At 44.5% G+C, this 21,064-nt stretch carries 13 protein-coding genes; 7 read left to right on the top strand and 6 right to left on the bottom strand.

Features of this window, described 5'->3' with window-relative positions:
- Positions 1-17: 17 nt before the first annotated feature.
- The 6 genes from HC965_RS19815 (at position 18) to HC965_RS19790 (ending at position 11,254) form a co-directional block, all read left to right on the top strand.
- Complete coding sequence (locus tag HC965_RS19815; RefSeq protein WP_191033078.1) at positions 18-3,332, top strand: TonB-dependent receptor; 3,315 nt, start codon at positions 18-20, stop codon at positions 3,330-3,332.
- 12 nt (positions 3,333-3,344) lie between these two features.
- Positions 3,345-5,159, top strand: coding sequence for a RagB/SusD family nutrient uptake outer membrane protein (locus HC965_RS19810; protein WP_191033077.1), 1,815 nt, complete (start codon positions 3,345-3,347; stop codon positions 5,157-5,159).
- A gap of 72 nt (positions 5,160-5,231) precedes the next feature.
- Entirely contained in the window at positions 5,232-6,890 is a 1,659-nt protein-coding gene (locus HC965_RS19805; protein WP_191033076.1) for a DUF1735 domain-containing protein, read from the top strand.
- A 26-nt stretch (positions 6,891-6,916) separates the two neighbouring features.
- Positions 6,917-7,906 (top strand): glycoside hydrolase family 43 protein, encoded by a 990-nt coding sequence (locus HC965_RS19800; protein ID WP_191033075.1) that lies wholly within the window; start codon positions 6,917-6,919, stop codon positions 7,904-7,906.
- Between the two features lie 18 nt (positions 7,907-7,924).
- A complete protein-coding gene (locus HC965_RS19795) occupies positions 7,925-9,958 on the top strand; it encodes a hypothetical protein (RefSeq protein ID WP_191033074.1) in 2,034 nt (677 codons plus the stop codon).
- A 117-nt stretch (positions 9,959-10,075) separates the two neighbouring features.
- Entirely contained in the window at positions 10,076-11,254 is a 1,179-nt protein-coding gene (locus tag HC965_RS19790; RefSeq protein ID WP_191033073.1) for a C1 family peptidase, read from the top strand.
- Positions 11,255-11,346: 92 nt separating this feature from the next.
- Here the strand turns inward: HC965_RS19790 and HC965_RS19785 are convergent, their stop codons facing one another.
- The 3 genes from HC965_RS19785 to dinB all read right to left on the bottom strand — a co-directional run bounded on the left by HC965_RS19785 (position 11,347) and on the right by dinB (position 15,232).
- Positions 11,347-12,048: a DUF4627 domain-containing protein gene (locus tag HC965_RS19785; RefSeq protein WP_191033072.1), complete on the bottom strand. Its 702-nt coding sequence runs from the start codon at positions 12,046-12,048 to the stop codon at positions 11,347-11,349.
- A 50-nt stretch (positions 12,049-12,098) separates the two neighbouring features.
- A complete protein-coding gene (locus tag HC965_RS19780) occupies positions 12,099-14,033 on the bottom strand; it encodes a heparinase II/III family protein (RefSeq protein WP_191033071.1) in 1,935 nt (644 codons plus the stop codon).
- 107 nt (positions 14,034-14,140) lie between these two features.
- Entirely contained in the window at positions 14,141-15,232 is a 1,092-nt protein-coding gene (gene dinB, locus HC965_RS19775) for a DNA polymerase IV (RefSeq protein ID WP_191033070.1), read from the bottom strand.
- A 202-nt stretch (positions 15,233-15,434) separates the two neighbouring features.
- Between dinB and HC965_RS19770 the strand changes: the two genes are divergently transcribed.
- Complete coding sequence (locus tag HC965_RS19770) at positions 15,435-16,865, top strand: DUF4419 domain-containing protein (protein WP_191033069.1); 1,431 nt, start codon at positions 15,435-15,437, stop codon at positions 16,863-16,865.
- A gap of 41 nt (positions 16,866-16,906) precedes the next feature.
- On the opposite strand, the gene HC965_RS19765 is transcribed toward HC965_RS19770, so the two are convergent.
- From HC965_RS19765 to HC965_RS19755, 3 genes are all read right to left on the bottom strand, one after another.
- On the bottom strand, positions 16,907-18,307 hold the full coding sequence (locus tag HC965_RS19765) for an alpha-L-fucosidase (RefSeq protein WP_191033068.1): 1,401 nt from the start codon (positions 18,305-18,307) through the stop codon (positions 16,907-16,909).
- 96 nt (positions 18,308-18,403) lie between these two features.
- Complete coding sequence (locus tag HC965_RS19760) at positions 18,404-19,651, bottom strand: retropepsin-like aspartic protease (RefSeq protein ID WP_191033067.1); 1,248 nt, start codon at positions 19,649-19,651, stop codon at positions 18,404-18,406.
- Positions 19,652-19,655: 4 nt separating this feature from the next.
- Positions 19,656-21,020, bottom strand: coding sequence for a TlpA disulfide reductase family protein (locus tag HC965_RS19755; protein WP_191033066.1), 1,365 nt, complete (start codon positions 21,018-21,020; stop codon positions 19,656-19,658).
- Positions 21,021-21,064 lie beyond the last annotated feature (44 nt).

Genomic DNA, 21,064 nt, shown 5'->3' with positions numbered 1-21,064 from the left:
TATTAACTTTAAATCTTATGAAAGGTAGAACAAAATCTTTTATTAGTTTAATCCTATGTTCCGGTTTGGGCATTGCCCCCATCATGGCTGATGCCGGCTTGAGTAATGCCGGTAATACCCTTCTGATGACACAGCAGGCGAAACGCTCACTCAAAGGAACAGTTACAGATGCCGCCACCGGAGAAGCTCTTATCGGAGTAAGTATCCTGGTAAAAGGTACACAGGGAGGAACCATCACCGATGCTAACGGCAACTTCTCGTTGACAGTAAACGACGGCGAAACACTTGAAATCTCTTATATAGGTTATAAAAAAGAGAACATCGTCATCAAAGGTCAGCAAGTTCTGAACATCACCATGCAGAGCGACAGTGAAATACTGGACGAAGTAGTAGTCGTGGGATACGGTTCACAGAAAAAGGTAAACCTCACCGGTTCCGTTGCCACAGTGGACTTCAGTGACAAGACGCTGTCACGCCCCGTAACAACCGTTTCTTCGGCTTTGTCGGGTATGGCAGCCGGTCTGAGCGTAATGCAGACCAGCAGCAAACCGAACTCCGAAGGAGCCAGCATCCTGATACGCGGTAACGGAACGCTGAACAACTCCAGTCCGTTAGTATTGGTAGACGGCATGGAAATGCCGCTCAATGAAATCAATCCGAATGATATTGCCACCATTTCCGTTCTGAAAGACGCCGCTTCATGCGCCATCTACGGTAACCGGGGTGCGAACGGTGTTATTTTGGTAACAACCAAACGCGGAAACGACGGAAAAATCAATGTCACCTACTCGGGTAAGTTCTCTTATAATACCCCTGCCAATCTTATCCATATGGTTGCCAACTACGCCAACTACATGGAGTTGATGAACGAAGCTTCCATCAATTCGGGACAAACCCAAATTTTCAACGGAAGCACCATCAAGAAATGGAGAGAAGCAGACAAGAATCCCAACGGGCTGTCCGAATCCGGTTATCCCAACTATGTAGCCTATCCTAATACCGACTGGTATGACGAAGTGTACAATCCGAAGCTGATGCAAGAGCACTCCATAACCGTTTCCGGTTCTGAGAAACGTACGACATACAGCCTGAGCGCGACCTACCTGAGCAACCCGGGACTGGTAGAAAACGCCGGAATGAAGAAATACTACCTGCGTAGCGACATCGAATCACGTGTCACCAGTTTCCTTACCGTAGGTATGCGTGCCTGGGGTTACCACACCGACCAGGAACGTAATGACGTGGATAACCTGAACGGCTTGCAGATGCAGAAAAGTATACCGGGCATCTATCCCCGCTACAACGGTAAATACGGTGTGCCCGAAGCAACAGAAGAAGACCCTTCGGCAAGTAATCCTGTCTACTTTATCAATAACGCAGAAGGTTATTACAAGCAAACGAAGTTCTACGTTAACCCATACGTAAAGGTAGACTTCCTGAAACACTTCTCCGCGAGCTACAACTTCTATTACGACCACTTCAGAAACGAACATAAGTGGAACAGTTCCGATTATCGCGAACAGTTCAGTTTCCAGGCGGGTGAAGTAAAGAATGCTCCTCCGACTTCCGATGCCCTGCAAGAGTATCACGTAGCCATGTGGTATGACGGCGACCAAAGTTGGAAAAGCTCCACTATTCTCAACTACTCCCAAGTGTTCGGCAAGAAACATGACGTGAACGCTATGGCAGGTTATGAAGAATATCGCAAATGGCGTTCCACTGTCGATATAGATAAGAAAGGGATGGTGGATACGAGCCTGACTGATTTCGATGCCCTGACCGACCCGAGATATATCAAAGGCTCCACTACGGAATTCTCTTCACGTTCCGTATTCGGTCGTGCCGCCTACGCCTACGATTCACGCTATCTGCTCGAAGCCAATATACGTTACGACGGTTCTTCCCGCTTTGCTCCCGAAAGTCGTTGGGGTGTATTTCCCTCGTTCTCTGCCGGATGGCGCCTTTCCGAAGAACGTTTTATCAAGAACCTCGGTTGGTTCGACAATCTGAAGTTCCGCGCTTCATGGGGACAGTTGGGTAATAACTCCATAGGCAACTACGAATGGCAAGCCGTCTATGCCGCCACCCAATACGTTTTCGGCAACAAGAAAGTATCCGGCCTGGGCATGTCTTCTTTCTCCAACTATGCATTGGAGTGGGAAACGACTACAGTAACCGACTTCGGACTCGACTTCAGCGTGCTGGACAACCGTCTGACAGGTACAATCGACTATTATAACAAGGTGACGGACGGTATCCTCTACAATCCCACCCTTTCACCGACATTGAGTTACTTCGGTTCTCCCCGACAGAACATTGCCGAAGTCACCAACAAAGGTTTTGAAGTAACATTGGGCTGGCAAGACCGCATCAAAGATTTCTCTTACGGCATATCCGCTAACTTCTCCTTCAACAAGAACGAAGTCAGCAAATATAAAGGCAAACTGATACGCGAATGGCAGCAAGACGCCAATGGCAAATGGACTTACCAAACCAACCTCGGCGAAGTTTCTACCGGTGGCGACGAACGCATCGTAGAAGGCCACATGATGAACGAATACTACGTGTTGAACCTTTACAAAGGCTCGGGCAACGCCTTCAACCCCGATGGTTCGGTCAATCCGGCCGGTGGACCTACCGATGGTATGATTCGCACCGAAGAAAACATGAAGTGGCTGAAAGCCATGATGACCGCCGGTTATCAGTTCTATCCCAAACAGGGAGTAGGTAAAGACAAAATATGGTATGGCGACATTATCTATGACGACCTCGACGGTGACGGCGTATATGGCGACGATGACGACCGTGCCTTCCAGGGATATTCCAGAACACCGAAATACTACTTCGGACTCCAAATGAACGCAGCATGGAAAGGTTTCGACCTCTCCATGAACTGGAGCGGTGCTGCCGGATTCAAAATCAACTGGTACGAGAAAGCACAAAATAGCTCGATTGTTACCTACGGATACGGCATCGGCAGGGATGTAGCTTATGACCACTACTACTATGACCCGGAAAATCCGGATGATCCCCGCACGAATCTCACGTCGAGCACCCCTCGTCTGACTACCGACCAGGCGGGACAGGTAAGTGCAGCCAGCGCCTGGCGTCTGCACAACGGCAACTACCTGAAACTGAAGAATCTGACAATCGGATACACCTTCCCGAAAACATGGGTTAAGAAAGCCTATATGCAGAATGTCCGCGTCTATGCTTCCGGTGAGAATCTGCTGACTATCACGAAGTTCAAAGGCATGGACCCTGAAATGATGACTGGTGTGGGATATGCTCCAATGCGTCAATACGCTTTCGGCATTAATGTTACATTCTAAAAGAAGAATCAGATGAAAAAGAGTATCATAAAAAATATAATGGCGGCAGCTTCGGCTGCACTCGTAATGGGCGGTACGCTTACGGCATGCGTAGACTTGGACCTCGCTCCGGCGAACGCTCCGTCCGAAGGAAATGTGTGGAACAGCGCCAGTATGGCAGAACAGACCATTGCCGGTGTCTACAACCGCTTATTCGAAGATTATACGGCAGACCCGAACAAAGGATGGTTCGACATGTGGTCGAGTATCATGGATATTGATGCCAACTGGACGGCAGGTTATCACTTCCTGCACGCCAACAACACCCCTACCAGTGACTTCGGTAGCGAACGTTGGTGGAAGAATTATTACTCCGGCATCTTGCGTGCCAACGATGTGATAACCAATCTTCCCGGTGTAGAAGGTATCAGCCAGGCTAAAAAGTCACGTTATGTATCCGAATGTAAGTTCCTGCGCTCCTGGTGGTACTACCGTCTCAACATTCTTTACGGCGGAGTACCTTATTATACCGAACCGGTAAAGAGCATCGACGGTGCCAAGAAAGCACGTTCCACCCAAGATGAAATATGGGACTACCTGATTCAGGACCTGACTTCATGTATCGAAGATGTCAACCTGCCGAACAAGTACGGTGCCGACAGCGAAGACTACGGTCATATCACCAAAGGAGCCACCTATGCCTTGAGAGGTAAAGTCTATATGTGGAAGAAAGAGTGGGGAAAAGCCGCCAAAGACTTCGAAGAAGTAAGCAAATGCGGCTACAAGCTCTACACGAACGGGAACGATGCCTACAAGCAGCTATTCAAGGCAGCCAACGAGCATTGCGACGAAATGATATTCTCTTTGCAGTGTATCAGCGAAGAAGGCTTCGGCGGTATCAAGAACCGTGGTTACGGAAACCGCTGTCTGCCACCCGACAACGAAGGAAAAGGTATAGGATGGAACAACTACGTAATAAATCCGCAATTCGTAGATTCATACGAGAACAAAGATGGAAGTCCATTCAACTGGGACGACATCATCCCCGGCTATAATGCCATGAGCACGGATGCACGCTTGGTTTACTTCCTGCGCAACGAAATCAACGCAACAGAGCGTGCCAACGCAGAAGCGGCTGGTGCCGACATGAGCCAGTATAAGAACTCCGGTAATGAAGACCGCATCAAGGCTGCCTATGCCAACCGTGACCCGCGTCTCGCATTTTCCGTCATCACTCCTTATTCTACATTCACAGGCGGTATTGAAGGCGAACCGTTGCCTTACACCATGCGTTTCCCTTACCGTTCGAGAGGCAGGGGTACACAGGACATCGAAACGGATACCAATGCCAAGATGTACTATCTGAACCGTAAGTTTGTAGGTGAAGGCACGGAAATCATGACCTATTATTCTGAGATAGACATCCCGTTCATCCGTTATGCGGACGTACTGCTGAACTGGGCGGAAGCCTTGAATGAACTGGACGATATTCCCGGAGCAGTCAGCAAGGTGAACGAGGTGCGCAACCGCGCCGGAGTAGCTGCCCTGAATTCCAACCAATATACTACTGTCAAGGACAAAGAAGATATGCACCGCCGCATCATGAACGAGCGTCATTGGGAACTGGTAGGCGAAGACCTTATCTACTTCGACGAAATACGTTGGGGTACCTGGAAAGAACTGAAGTTCTACACCGACAAGGAAGGTCGCACGAACGGTATGCGCCAGGTTTGGGGAAGCCCGACTTACTCTTACAGTTGGGGAGGAAACAACTACTGGACACTGCCTATTCCTGCCCGTGAGATGCAGATGAATCCTAATATGCAGCAAAACGAAGGTTGGAAATAAGCAGCCAGGAACCTGAAACGTTTGAATTGAAATTATGAGTAAAACAATAATTTACCTTTTAAAAGAATTATCATGAAAAAGTTATTCCTACTACCTCTGTTATTGGCGTGCTTCGTGACAACTGCCTGTGTAGAGGATGATTCCATCGTGAAACCGGGCGAAAGCCTGGTTGAACCACTGGACATAACACTTACCTTGTCACAATTCGGCAAGAAGCAAGTGGACCTGAACAAGACCCGCCCCTCTTTTTCTTTCAATATAGAAAAGAGCCATCCCTTTGTTGAGACGACCGCTTCGCTCTCTGTGATGAGTGCGGAAGAGCTTGGCAGCGAATATCTGCCACTGGCAAGCAATATATACCGCATTAGCAGCACCGAACTGGAATTTGCCGAAGACGAACAGTCTCAATCGGTAAACATCCTTTTCACCAACATCGAACAGTTGGAACCTGCTGTCAATTATGCACTGGGCTTGAAACTCACTTCTTCGAGCCAAAGAATAGATGTACCCGCAACGCAAGAAAATATCATCCTGATACTGAATACGGGCGAAGGCGGCACGCTCCGCAACCCATACCGTCTCCGCACGCTCGAAGACCTGAAGAGTATGGGCAGCCTGCTGAAACCCGATGTCACCATCTGCTTCAAGATGATGGAAGACATTGATATGAATAACGAAGAATGGACGCCGCTCAACGTGGAAGGAAAATACCGCATCAACTTCGACGGAGACAACCACACGATTAGTAACCTGAAATGTACTCAGGGAGCATACCCGAGTTTCTTCGGACAGTTAATCGGCAGTTGCAAGAACGTAACTTTCAAAGAAGTTGAAATCAGTGGATACCAAACTCCTACCGGTGTCGTTGCAGGCCATATCCCTAATGTGATTTCGGATACAGAAATCAGTAACACACGTGTAATTAACGGCACAGTCAACCAAGTGGAAAACGGACGTGACCATTGGGGTACAGGCTCAGTAGGTGCCATTGTAGGAGATATGCGTACAGGTAAAATCAGCGAATGCTCCGCCAAAGTCGATGTCACAGGCGAATGGTGCGTAGGCGGGCTGGTAGGTCAGTTGGTAGAAGCTACCATCGAAAAGAGTTGTTATGAAGGTTCTGTTTACTCCCTTTACAGTGCAGGTGGTATAGTGGGGAGTGTTCACGGTGCTCTCGTTTCCGACTGTTACAGCGTGGGAAATATATCTACATTATCACCGAACGGAGAGTTTACTGGCCCTGCGGCAGGTATCGCAGCACGTTTATATGTCGGCAGCAATATACGCAACTGTTACTCTACAGCCACAGTGAAAGGTCATGCCAGTGCAGGCGGTATTGCCGGACAATGCCAGCTCGGAGATGGAGACAGCAACAATACAAACTATATAGTCAATTGTGTAGCCTGGAATGACTATATTTCTTCTACCATGGATATTGCTTCAGGACGTATCTGCGGCTGGATGCCCCGTGGCAACGGCACGAATGGCAACAAAGGTGAGGACTGCTATGCCAAGGCAGTGGACGTGATAGTAAACGGCAATCCGCTGGCAGGCAATGACATTCAACCTTCGGCAAGTTTCAACACCACAAACGGTTCCTCGCTCAGATACCACGGTCTGATAGCTACTGACTTGATAAACGTTACCCAAAATACTTTGGGATGGAGCATGGAGATTTGGGACTTCTCGGGAGAAAAACCACAATTCAACTGGCAATCGGCTGCCAACTAACTTTATAAATTTAGGAGAAAACAGATATGAAAGTACTACAATTTTTTATCGGAATAATGACATTCGTTACTACCGGATGCGCACAAGACTCCGAAGGCATTTATAACGGAGCATCGCAATACAGAGACGAAATCTTCCTGGCAGACCCTACCATCATCAGAGAGGGCGACAAGTATTATCTGACAGGAACAGGCAACCAGCAACAGCAAGGCTTCGTCATGCTGGAATCATCCGACCTGAAAAGCTGGCACACCGTAGAGGACAATGAATTTGTCCTGAAGAAAGGTGACCAGACCTATGGCACGGAAGGCTTCTGGGCTCCCCAATGGTTCAAGGGACAAGACCGCTACTACTTTATTTATACCGCTAATGAGCAGACTGTAATGGCATCTGCCGACACTTGGATGGGACCTTTCCGCCAAACGGATATAAAGCCGATAGACAGAAGCCAAAAGAATATCGACCCATTCTTATTCCGCGATGATGACGGCAGATATTACCTGTATCACGTACGTTTCGACAATGGTAATTTTCTTTGGGTAGCAGAATTTGATATAGCCAAAGGTGAAATCATCCCCGGCACACTAAAGAAGTGTATGGAAAGTACTGAAGAATGGGAAGCAACCGCTTCTTACATCTCCAATCCCGTAATGGAAGGCCCTACCATCATTAAGTTGGAAGGTGTGTACTACTTCTTCTACTCTGCCAATGATTTCCGGAGCATTGACTATGCCGTCGGCTATGCCACTTCCACTTCTCCCACCGGCCCGTGGACGAAGAGTGAAAACAACCCTATCATTCATCGCAATATCGTAGGCGAGAATGGTTCGGGACACGGTGACATCTTTATGGATAAAGCAGGCAACTATTACTATGTGTACCACGTGCATGCATCAAAAACAAACGTTTCTCCACGTAAGACACGTATTATCCCCCTGCATTTCGAAAAGAACGAAAGCGGTATCTACGACATAAGCGTCAAAAAAGAAGAAGTAATAGAGCCTTATCAGGAATAACCATTAAAAAAGAATCATATGAACCTTATAAAAATAATCAGCGGAATAGCGTTACTGGCAGGAATATCGACCGCCAATGCCATCGAGTACACTCCTGCCAATGTATCCGCCTCTATCGGACTGAAAATCCCGGGAAACGCTGCAATACATTATCCGCTGGAGTTCCGCAAACTCCAGCAAGAACAGTTCGACTACCAATTGACGGGTGCGGAGAGCCTTCCTGTCCTTCTCTACCAAAAAGTAGAAGGCGGGGAAACCAACAAGCGGATTACCCTTTTCATCACAGCCACCGAAGACATCTACTTCAACTATGGCGAATTAGTGAAGAGCGGAGCACGCCATGACGATTGCTTGTTCTATATGCCGGGCTTTTGGTATCGCCGTAATCTCCGTTCCCCCAAAGAAGCGCCTTCTTTCCATACTTCGGACAGTTGGGTGGTACGTGAAGACCGCTTGAGCACGCCTATGACAACCATCTTTGATGAGAAGAACGGCAAGTCGCTTTCAGTAGCCCGCATTGACAAGTTCAAGAGCGACGCGCTGACCACGCACAAAGAGGGTGAAGTAATCTTATCGGGTACTACCTCTTTGGGGTATACCGGATTTGAAAACTGCAATGGCGTAGCTACGTTATCCTTCGGCTATCCTTATAAAGAAGCGCCGAAGACTTACATCCGCAAACTGACGTTAGCCCCTTCCGTAGAAGCCTATCAGTTTTTAGGCAAGGGAAAAAGCATGACACTAACCTGGGAAATCAACGAAGCTACTCCTGCCGACTTCTCCGACTGCGTGAAGCAAGCATGGGAATATAGCTACGACCTCTACAAACCTACAAAGGTGGAGACGCCCTATACCAACGAAATCATGAAAGAAGTAATGAGTAACTTCTTCGTAGAAAGTTTCATAGGCGATACCCCTACCCGCTACTATTCAGGCGTAGAACTTCATACGGAAACGTGCGACAATGTAGATGTAGCCGAAGTCGGTTTCGTAGGACGCAATCTGCTGAATGCTTTTAATGCACTGGAATATGGCGAAGACAAGCAACGTATGGATTTGGTGGCAAATGCCAACGCTATCTTTGACTCCTACCTGCAAAACGGTTTCTCGCCGGCAGGATTCTTCAACGAAGTGGTACACTACAAACGCAATTTTGTAGAACCTGTGCACAGCATCCGTCGCCAGTCGGAAGGTGTGTATTCCACGCTCTACTACCTGAACTACGAAAAGAACAAGGGGCGCAAGCATCCCGAATGGGAAAAACGTATCAAAGGAATGCTCGACACCTTCCTGCGCCTGCAAAATGAAGACGGTAGTTTCCCGCGTAAGTTCATGGACGACCTGTCTATTGTAGACAAGAGCGGCGGGAGTACCCCGTCGGCAACATTGCCTTTAGTAATGGGATACAAATATTTCAAGGATAAACGTTATCTCGACGCAGCCAGACACTCGGTAGATTATTTGGAAAAGGAATTAATCTCGAAAGCAGACTACTTCTCGTCTACCCTTGATGCCAACTGTGAAGACAAAGAGGCTTCACTCTACGCTTCCACTGCCGCCTACTACCTGGCACTGGCTACCAAAGGAGCGGAACGTGCACACTATGCCGGACTGGCAAAAAAAGCTACTTACTTCGCTCTGTCATGGTACTACACCTGGGATGTTCCGTTTGCCCAGGGACAAATGTTAGGTGACATCGGCCTGAAAACGCGTGGCTGGGGCAATGTGTCGGTAGAAAATAATCACATCGACGTCTTTGTCTTCGACTTTGCCGACGTACTTCATTGGCTCTCCAAAGAGTATAATGAACCGCGCTTCGCCGACTTTGCGGCAGTAATCAGTTCTTCCATGCGCCAACTGCTACCTTACGAAGGACATCAATGCGGCATCGCCAAGAAAGGATACTACCCGGAAGTGGTTCAGCATACCAACTGGGATTACGGTAAAAATGGAAAAGGGTATTACAATCATATATTCGCACCGGGCTGGGTAGTCGCCTCTTTATGGGAACTGCTTTCACCGGGACGACCGGAGAAATTCATCGGAAAATAAAGGAACAATCAGCGAACGGTAAAAAGTGAGGAATCTGCTCTTTTCATAAGTAAAAGAGGAGATTCTTCACTTTTTATTTTTACTTTTGTACTTCAAAGATAATAAAACACATATATCATGAAGAAATTATTAATGTCGGTTGCGTTGCTTCTCATAGCTGCAACCTCTTTTGCACAAACACCCGGTTATGAATTCACAACCGTTGTATCCCACAAAGCAACTCCCGTCAAGGATCAGGGTTCCACAGGAACTTGCTGGTGCTTTGCCACCGCTTCTTTCATGGAGTCCGAACTGCTCCGCATGGGTAAAGGAGAATATGATCTCTCGGAAATGTACATCGTCCGTCAGAAGTATATGAATCAGATGGAAGATAACTATCTCCGTCGCGGAAAGGGAAATATCGGAGAAGGTAGCCTGGCGCATACATTCACAAATGCCTATAAGCAAGTAGGTATCGTTCCCGAAGAAGCATATTCCGGTTTGCTCAATGATAGCAAAGACCATAATCACGGAGCACTGACACGCTATTTCAAAGCTTTGGTGGATGCCAATATCGCTTCCAAGAAGCGCACGCCTGAATATGATGCCCTTATCAATAATCTGTTTGACACGTATCTGGGCAAGCTTCCCGAAAAATTTACTTATAAAGGAAAGGAATATACTCCCCAATCTTTCACAGAAAGCCTGGGACTGGATATGAATAACTACATCGAGTTGACCAGCTTCACGCATAAACCTTATTACGAAACGTTCTCACCCGAAGTTCCCGACAACTGGGAAAACCAGCCAATGTATAATCTTCCTTTGGACGAGTTGATTGGCGCTATCGACCACGCGCTAAACAGCGGATATACCATCTGTTGGGACGGTGACGTCAGCGAACAGGGTTTCTCTTATAAGAACGGAATTGCCATCAACCCGCAGGTGGAAGATGTAAAAGACTACTCTACTACCGACCGTGCCCGTTTCGAAGCAATGCCGAAGTATCAGCGTATGGAAGAAGTATTCAAGTTCGAGCATCCTTATCCTGAAATCGACGTGACACCGGAAATCCGCCAGGAAGGTTATGAGAAGTTTGTGACAACCGACGACCACCTGATGCATATCACCGGTATCGCAAAAGACCAGAACGGAACCAAATATTATATTACCAAGAATTCCTGGGGAGCGGAAGGGAATAAATTCGGCGGTTATCAGAATATGTCCGAAAGCTATGTACGTGCCAAAACAATCAGCGTCATGGTACACAAAGACTCTCTCCCGAAAGAGCTGAAAAAGAAGCTTGGGATTAACTAAAAGAGAAGATAGAAAAGAGATAGGGCGACAAAGTATCACTACTTGATCGCCCTATATTTTTTATTAACTTATTATTTTAAACCCCTTTTCTTTTATTTCTTTTTCAATGTCACATCACTGATTTCTACAACACCGCCTTTATTCAGTGAAAGGATGGCAACATAGCAATCTTTCAGGATAGCAGCGTCATCGTCCGTATCAGACACTTCCAGGTCGGCATTGGCTTTCTTGCTGCTGATAGCATTCACTACTTGTCCCATATCGTAGTAAACCACTACTTTAGTCCACTTATCAGCATCTTTAATCTTGAAGTTGTATTGCGCGCCTGACGCGTTCGGCTGTGCATCGGCATCGTAGTCCCTGCGCATGAAGAAGGTAGTGTTATACTTACCGTTATCATTCTTTTCTTCGTTAGTCTGCTTGATGTAAACACTTACCGGAGTACCTGCTTCTTTTGCTTTTGCATAGAAAGTCAGGACGTAGATACCTTTATCCAATCCGTCTGTAATACGCTGTCCCAGGAATGCTTTGTACCAGGAGATGTTCTTTGCAGCACCCGAGTTGTCTATTTTCATAGCATTAGGATACTTTGTGTCACCGGTTTGTTCCCAGACGATGGCAGTTGCTCCGTCGGCTTCGTTATTCATGATAAACCATTCGCCGGCAGTAGCCTTGTTGGCATTGGTCACCTTGTTCGTTACTTCTGTGGCGAACTTCTCGTTTTTAATCAGATTCTGAGCGCTTACAGTCACTCCTGCAATAGCCAAAAGGCCGGCAAATAATACTTTTTTCATCTTACTGTGATTTAAATGTTTATACCTTTATTTTTTTCTAACTTCTTATTTTACTTTACTTGTTGAATGACAAATTTATAATTTCCAGTCGCTTTCATTTCATCTGTCTTCAGTGTGATGCGATAAATCTCCTTGCCCCATACATTAGAAAGACGCGGGTCGTCCAATTTGATGGTTTCCAGTTCGGCTTTGAATTGAGAGGGATAGTCCAATTCGACTTTCTGTCCTTTCACCTCGACACGTACTTTGCCCGGTGAGGGGAAAGTTACATTTCCCCAAGTCAGGAAATTCAGTTGGTTGGGGGCTACTGCTTCGTTCAGTGTATAGTTGTCTGCGATAGTCAACTTACGGTCATCCAACGTGTAGGAGCGATTCCAGTTCTTTACCTTTGCTTCCGCAGGGTAAGCAGTGGCAATGTCCGTAGAGAAAGTACGTTTCTTCTCGTTGCAGACGGTATTCGTAGCTTTGTATTGCTGACCGAATTTCTGCGGTACGCCGTTTATCATCGGCAAGTTATGATAATTGCTCTGCATCGTCCATATGGTATAGCGGTCTTTACCGAAAGTCTGCTTGGTATAAGTGCCTACCCCTGCGTCGATAAATACAGGAATGGTATTCACATATAAAGAGAAAGTTCCTACATCGTTGTGATTATGGCTTTCGTTATTAAATCCGCCTTTGGCGGCAACAAACAAGCCATTCTTATTTTTCATATAGCAAAATTCCGTTTCGGGATACCAGGTCACGTCCGGCATATCATGTTTCGGGGTTGCTTTCGCCAGGTCATTGCAGCAAAGCAGGGATTGGAGTGAGCGGAAAGCATCATTGCCCATAGAAGCGTATGGCTTTCTGCCATTCAGCAAGTAAGCGGCAAAATGCATCATTTCATCGCTGTTTACAGCTTTTCCGAAACGGTAAATCAACTGAGGATCACCCCCACCCTGTGCTGAAGCATCGGCAAAGTTCACTACCCAGCCATTGCCAACATAAGAACGGGACATATATTCTCCCATCCGGCGAATCATCGGTTCGTTGAACAAGGATATTTTACCACCTGTACCGTCAGACAGGATTTGAAGATAATCATAGAGTTTGCCGGCAGCATGTCCCCAGTAGGATGTTCCTTCTTCGCAAGCACCGTCGGATTTCACGAAATTGATGAACTTATCTACGGATTTCATGGAGCGATAAACGGCTTTAGCCAACTTATCCTTGTTGTTTTCCATCAGGAAGAAACATTGCAGGGCATTGGAGTTGCACCAGGGATTCCAGTTGTTGATAATTTCTCCCGGCTGCCAGTTGAAGGCCATCCACCACATATCATCGTCGTTCATATAAGGGTCGAGAATGCGTTCTTTGATTGCTTTGCGCATTTGCAGGGATACGACGGGATTTATTTTATCGAATGGTTTGCGGAAGAAATAGTGTACCCAAGCCATCAAAGCTCCGTAGCCGCCTGAACCAAGGTCGATAATCTGTTCACGGAAATCGGGAAGTGAACGTTTACTGCTCTGACGGGGCAAGTGTGCGGATAAAACCCATGAATTCATTTCGCAGCTCATATAAGCTCCGTTCAGCAGTTGGTCGATAAAGCGTCCTTTGCCTTCGGCCAATTCGGCAAGCATCAGCGCGTTGAGTGCCTGGCGGTTGGCGTCATAAGGGACTTCCATCACTTTCCGGTTACCGCTGCGTTCGTATTCCAAATAAGCGGTGGCAGGAATCAGTTGCCATTTGTAGTTGAGAAGTTTTTCGCCGGCTTCGATGAGGCGTTGTTTGTTGGGGCCCATCAGTGAGTCCCAGGCGGCGCGGTCTGTGTAAGCAGGGTAAGGCACCCAGGCTTGTTTCATTACTAGCACGTTTTTCAACGTAGTTTCGTCTGCCGCTTTTTGCAGCATGTTGCGTTCGGTGTAAGCGTTGGCTTTGAAAGAAAAGCTTCCCAAAGCTGCTACTAGAAGAACACAAAGCAAATGTTTCATTCGATTCATGGTATTTTGTTCATTTAAGCAGTACAAAGATAGTGTATCTCTAAAAAAACAAGGTGAGCAAATCATACGAACCTGATGACAAAAAAGTACATACTTCAAAAATCGTACTATTCCCAGTCACTAAATTCAAAACTCAACTGCTCCCACGTCCGATGTTGCTCATCCGCTTCTTCTTTCGGATTGGAAACGGAGAGCCCGATAAGGCGGATGGGGTGTTGCGCATATTCCACACTTTTAAGTAATTCCTTTGCAAGCGGAAGTACCTTGTCCAAAGTTGTCAGTTCCTGTGATTGGGTAATACTTCGGGTTATCTGACTAAAATCATGAAACTTGATTTTCAATGTCAAGGTGTTTCCCTTGAAGTCTTTATGGTTGAGACGTTCAATCAGTTCTACCGCCACGTGATACAGTTCGATAATGACAGAAGAATGAGCCGAAATATCCTGCTCCAGCGTACGTTCGCACCCAATGGATTTACGGATACGGACTGCTTCTACCGGACGTTCGTCAATACCTCTCGCACATTCATAGTAGAGTGCTCCCACTTTGCCAAAATGCGCAGTCAGCATCTCAAGAGAGCATTTCCGCAATTGGAAACCGTTGCCAATGCCTAGCAAATGCATCTTTTTGGCAGTCACAGGGCCTACTCCCCAAAATGATTCGATGGGAAGACGTGCGATAAAATCAAGAGCTTGTTCCGGGTGAATGGTGCACAATCCATCCGGTTTGCGATAATCCGAAGCTATTTTTGCCAGGAATTTATTGTAGGAAATTCCGGCGGATGCTACCAGATTCAGTTGTTCGCGAATCTTCTGCTTAATCTCTTTCGCTATATCCACAGCCAATGAAATGCCTTTCTTATTTTCTGTTACATCCAGGAAAGCCTCATCTAAAGAAAGAGGTTCGATAATGTCGGTATATTCATGGAAAATCTCATGTATCTGCCGGGAAACTGCTTTATAGACTTCCATCCGCCCATGTACAAAAATCAACTGCGGACAAAGCCGTTTCGCCTTCTGCGAGGACATAGCTGAACGCACTCCATAACGCCGGGCTTCGTAACTGGCAGCAGCCACAACTCCCCTCTCCTCTGCATGACCTACCGCCAAAGGTTTGCCGCGAAGTTCCGGATTATCACGCTGTTCTACTGAAGCGTAGAAGGCGTCCATGTCAATATGTATAATCTTTCTTTGAGTCATCTCAGGGAATTAGCAGAGCAAACTTACTACAAATTCCCGAATTATTCCCGCTTATAGGTTCAAGAAATAATATGGTTATGATTTTTATAGATATAAGTCAAAAAATATTCAATATCACATCAAGACTACTCATAATAATAGTATATTTGCATAGTATCGACTATATCCGAAAGCTATATCACCATACTATAAATTCAGTATTATGAGAAACGTATTATTTTGCTTATTCATACTTTGCAGTGTTTCAGTAGTTGCGCAGAAAGGAGTTACTTTCAAAATCGAGACTCTCTCAAAATCCGAAAAACTACTTGATTTGTATTCCCATAACGAGATTTATGAAAGACTTATCTTATCAGGTATGGACATAGCACCTTACAAGGTAAAAAAGGACAATCTCAAAATACCCTATAACATACTCGCCAAGAGCGAAGCTCCCGATAGCCTGGTATCTTATGGATACAATTCTTTTTTTAACGGTATGTATCAGGCTTATGCAGACCACCGACCGTTCATTCTGTCTCCCGACATGATTTGGCTACTAATCAGCCAGGGATTTGCACAACATATCAATACCAATCAGGAAACGATGAGACATCATTTTGTTGATTTCTCCGGTAAACTGTCCCTAATCGTTTCAGCAGACAAAGCACCGGACGACCCTACTCTTTCATGGGAAGAAATCTTCCCAAAATTCACCGAACAAATACAAAAATATGCCGGCAATGACCTGACCGAACTACTGACTTGCAATTTTTCCACAACAACTTCTTTAGAGAAAATCGCTTCTGAAATAACCATTATGGAGACGGTCAAGCCTTACTTTGAATTTATAGTCATGCGTGTACTTTGCGGTATCCCTGAAATAACTCTTGAAGGGACTCCCGAAGACTGGGAAAAAGTACTGAACAAAGCTAAAGAACTAAAACGTTACGAACTTGAATGGTGGATTTCCGAACTGGAACCTCTTTTGAAAGAGTTTGTAAATGCTTCTAAAGGTGACGTAAACAAAACCTTTTGGCGCAATATGTTTAAATACCACTCACAGAAGGAATATGGAGCTCCCAACATCATCGACGGATGGATAGTGAAATTCTTCCCTTATGACAAGGAAGGAAAAAGAAATAACCTGAAAGAGCTCAAAGGTACGAACAGCCTGCCGGATGAGATTGTAAAAGTGGATTTAAAGTATCAGGAAGTATATGCCAACGCTGTCAAAGATACTCCATTAGAACTTTGGGCAGGTTTTATCGGACTGAAACAAAATAAGAGAAATTTCGCTCTAAGACTACAAATTGGCTGGATGGTCAGAAAGAAAGACGTTAAAAATGACAGATTAAAAAGTAAGCTAAGTGCTGACGCGCAGAGCGAAGGTTGGGGCAATGGCATTTCCATCAGAGTAAAAGAATTCCCACCTGTCCTGTTAGAACTCAAAGAGATAAAAAGACTGGAAATAAGATTTATCGACGACATTGATATTCCCGATGAAATATCAAAAATAAAAATCGGAAGCTTAGTGCTATATGGAAAGATTACAAAAGAAGGAATAGAGCGTATTAAAAGCCTGTTACCCAATACGGATATAACAATAAACGGAACAGGGAATGGCGAGAGCAAGCCATTCCGTCTCTTCTAATTATTATCTACTTAACGTGAGTTCAATATAACGAGTTCACGTTATTTATCGCAAATTTCCAATTGGAAAGCAAGCGGTTCATTACTACCTACGTATTTATCAGGAACAGTAAGTATAACTCTATCATTATCCTTTATCGTCCATTTTACCTTCTGACCGGAGACCAGCAACTTGATCCGGCTATTTTTTGTAGGAATATTCCCTTGCCATTCTATGCTTGCTGGTATTTTTTCACCCTCCGGCAAAGCATAAAGTGCATACAGTGTTTTCCCGTTCTTGTTTGCAGTAAACCAAACATTGTTAGAATGGTAATTGGAAGTAATACGGGTATTGTATATCGCTTCTCCATTCTTTTGCAGCCAACGGCCCACCTCGGCAAGACGTTCTATGGCAGGTTGTTCAATAATACCCTCTGCGGTAGGTCCTACACCGAGAAGCAGACTACCACCTTTAGCAACGACCTCCATCAACATGGAAATAACCTGATTGGAAGTTTTGTATTTGGCGTTCTTTACCCATCCCCAATCTGAAGTTAAGGTGATACAACTTTCCCACGGAAAAGGAAGTTGTGTTTCGGGGATTGACCGCTCGGGAGTCTGATAATTTTCATATCGACCACTTATGGTACGGTCTACCACCAATATACCGGGCTGTTTTTTTCGTGCCATGTTGGCTATTCGTGGCATATCAATATCTTGGTTATTGCGGATGGATACCCAACCACCATCCAACCAAAGAATATCTATTGGCCCATAGCCGCTCATAAGTTCTTCAATCTGATTGTAAGTAAAGGTCTTGAAATTTTCCCATTTTTCGGGATGACGTTCGATTTTGTAATTCACATTTCTGTTAGGAGTTGCGAAATAATCCCACCAATAATCTTGATTATGCCAATCCGGTTTAGAAAAGTAGGCGCCCGTCATAAAGCCTGCTTTGCGAAAAGCCTCAAATACATAGCGGGTAACATCGGCTTTGGGGTTTCCTTTGAAAGGCCCCTGCGCGATGGAAAAATTGGTATATTTACTGTCGAACATACAGAAACCATCATGGTGTTTAGTAGTGAACACCATATATTTCATTCCTGCCTGTTTCATGATATCAGCCCATTGTGTAGGATTGAAATGAACGGGATTGAACTGCTGGCTCAATCCGTTCCAATACCAATTCTTAAATTCTTGATAATTGTCATGTCCGTAGCGACTAATCCAGTCAACATCTTCGGAACAGAGAGCCCACGATTCAACAATACCGGGTACAGCATACAGCCCCCAGTGGAAGATGACTCCGAATTTCAGGTCTTGCCACCGATCTAGTTTTTCCAACACGAGTAAGTCAGTAGGCCATTCATAGTTGTGTGAACGTCCATGTACAAAGGTATTCTGACTTTTTAAACTTGTCACCCAGAATAATAAAAGAATAAGCAATATAAGTTTATTGTTCATATAATATAATGTTTTTTGGAATTAGATTTCTCTGTAAAATTACATTTTATCAGTGAAAATAGAAAGCAATAAATATAATATAAGTTATATCTGGAGTTATCTTTTTATTAGATGAACTTCATTTTTCAGCAAGTCAATAATAAAATTGAATTTACTAAAAAACTTTACGCCTAAAGAACCATCAGGTGAGGATGGGGAGATAGTGCTATTTTCTTTAGAACCGACCTGTAATGTAATAGGAATATTCCTGTCAACAAAACCATTTCCCAAGAAAAGTTCGTTACATTTTCCATTATAAACTAAAGAGGAGATTCCTAAACTGACAGTCTGTGCTTGTGATTCGGGCTTGAATCCCGATTGAAGCAAGTTATTTGTGTATACAAAAGGACTGAACAAAATCAAATAGTAAGCAGCGCCTGTATCCATAATAAAGTTTCCACCAGTGATTTGGTCGCCTGCCAGGTTGATACTGCCCGGCAATAGAATAAGCCCATAGGAAGTTTTCACAGGCAGTGTGATATCTTTCTTTTCATATTTTCGGTTGCCAAATGTATAGAAAGAGATTTCACTCTTATCATAATTTATCTCAGTAATATAGCGTTTGATTAGATTTAATCCGATAATGCCATCCATCTGATGTCTTACCCGAGGGAAAAGGGCTATATTCTGATTATTCAGCACCAGTGATTCTGAGAGTCGCACGGTATTTCCTTTGGAAATTTCAATTTGCTGTTGCCCACCCACTACATGTGCTTGTTGAGTATGCGTGACGGTTAACCCTAATGAATCAGCCAGTGTTTTACGGATGGCCATGCCGTCAGCTCCGGTATCTAATAAAAAACGTAGAGGACGCTGGGATGCGTTTAACTGTAAAGTAAGTATGATGGAACTTTCGGAATTTTCAAAAGGGAGGGTGGCCACCCGAACCGACTCCGTATAGCGACTACTACCGAATAACCGATCAAAGTAATCAACAAATACAATCTTATGATTCCGATTAAATCCTATTTTAGATTTTTGGCGGGTTTGATTGCTCAAAGTGAAGACTGCATCTACTACAAATTTTCCTTCTTCTTCATACAGTCGCTCGGAGGACAATTCCAATGAACTGATTTCCTGACTCTCCCAAATTTGACTCAATAGACTTTGAGCGGAGGGCCATGTATACGTATAAATACCAAACTCCGGAGCTACCGCTTTCTGAACAATCGTATAATCCTTAGCCTTTAACCCTGCAGAAAAGGTGGATAAATCCACCTTTATACTGTCTATGTTTACCTGAGCTGTTACTGCCAATGGTGCTATGACCGCCCATAAGATAGTTAGCGTTTTTATTGTAACCATGTATTTACTTCTTTAGCGCATCATTCAATACCGTTCTGACATCCGGTGAGGAAGGGCGGGGAGCATTAGCAGAAAGCAAATTGCCATTTTTGTCCACTAAGATGAAGCGTGGAATTCCAGTGATTTTATAAGGTTTCATCAGTTTTTCGGAAGCTTCGTCACCTGCAAATAGTTGAATACCCGGTAATTCTTCACGTACAAGGAATTCTTTCCATTTTTGTTTATCTTTCTCCTTGTCTACACTGACACCGACAAATACAATGTCTTTATTGTTTTTATATTCAGTTTCCAGCTTTTTTAAATGAGGTAGCTCTTTTTTGCACGGTGCACACCAAGTGGCCCAAACATCGACATAAACTATTTTTCCTTTAAAATCGGAAAGAGCGTGTGATTTTCCATTGGCGTCTGTAAAAGCGAAATCCGTTGCCGGTTCTCCTTTATCATTCTTAATAAGCGGGAATCTTAATTGCGCAAGTCTTTGTCTTTGTTCGTCTGTGACGAGATATTTACTATACATGTCTACATACTCGTCGAATACAATTAATACTTGTTTGTTTTTAGCGTATAGTAAAACCAGCTCAGCCCTTACCATAGGATCGGCCACCTTCATTAACTCTTCATTATCAATAATACCGGATTCAGGAGAAGCAGTAATATCTTTCTTTTTTTCCGTACTTTTACTTTCTCCTGTCCATATCGGGATAATTTTGCTTTTTCCCAAAAGAGAGAGACCATTGGGATAATTCAAAATAAAAGGATCGGCTATCATTTTCTTCAAGTCTATTTTCTTGAAATAATCGGGGAAATCTTCTTTCCGGGGATGTGCCGTACGGGGAGAAAACAAATAGTTCGTCGCTATATCCAAAAGATTAAGCTCTTTGTATTTGTCAAAAACAGCGTTAAATGTCTTGTTCGGCGTAGATGCCTTATAGTTCATTTCCTTTTCGGTTTGTACAAGTAAAGGAAAAAAATCGGCGTATGTAGTTTGTGTACGCCGCCGCATCTCTTTCAACGGTGTGACAAGCAGTTCCCAGCGGGCAATCTCTATATTTTCAGGAGTGTTTTCATCTTTCAGTTCATAACTTGTATCAGTTATATTTATAGATAGCTTATCTCCGGGTTTAAAATAAAAGTTATAATTGTTAAGTGCATAGATTCCTTCTTTAGCAGGGTAAAAAGCGATAACGAACCGACCGCTTTCATCCACTCTGGAAGATGCCACCTCTTTATAATTACTATTTTCAATGGCAAATAACTTAATATTTTTAGATTTGCCTTTTTCCCAGACTCCTTCTACTGTAGAGAAGTCTTGTGCACTTGCTGAAAAAGCGAGTATGAGAAGTGCAAAATTCAGAAGATACTTTTTCATATTAAAACTATTTTAAATAACGTATTTTGAATTCATTTTCAATT

Source organism: Bacteroides sp. GM023, assembly GCF_014750685.1.
Taxonomy (GTDB): Bacteria; Bacteroidota; Bacteroidia; order Bacteroidales; family Bacteroidaceae; genus Bacteroides.
This window is presented reverse-complemented; position numbering and strand designations above follow the sequence as displayed.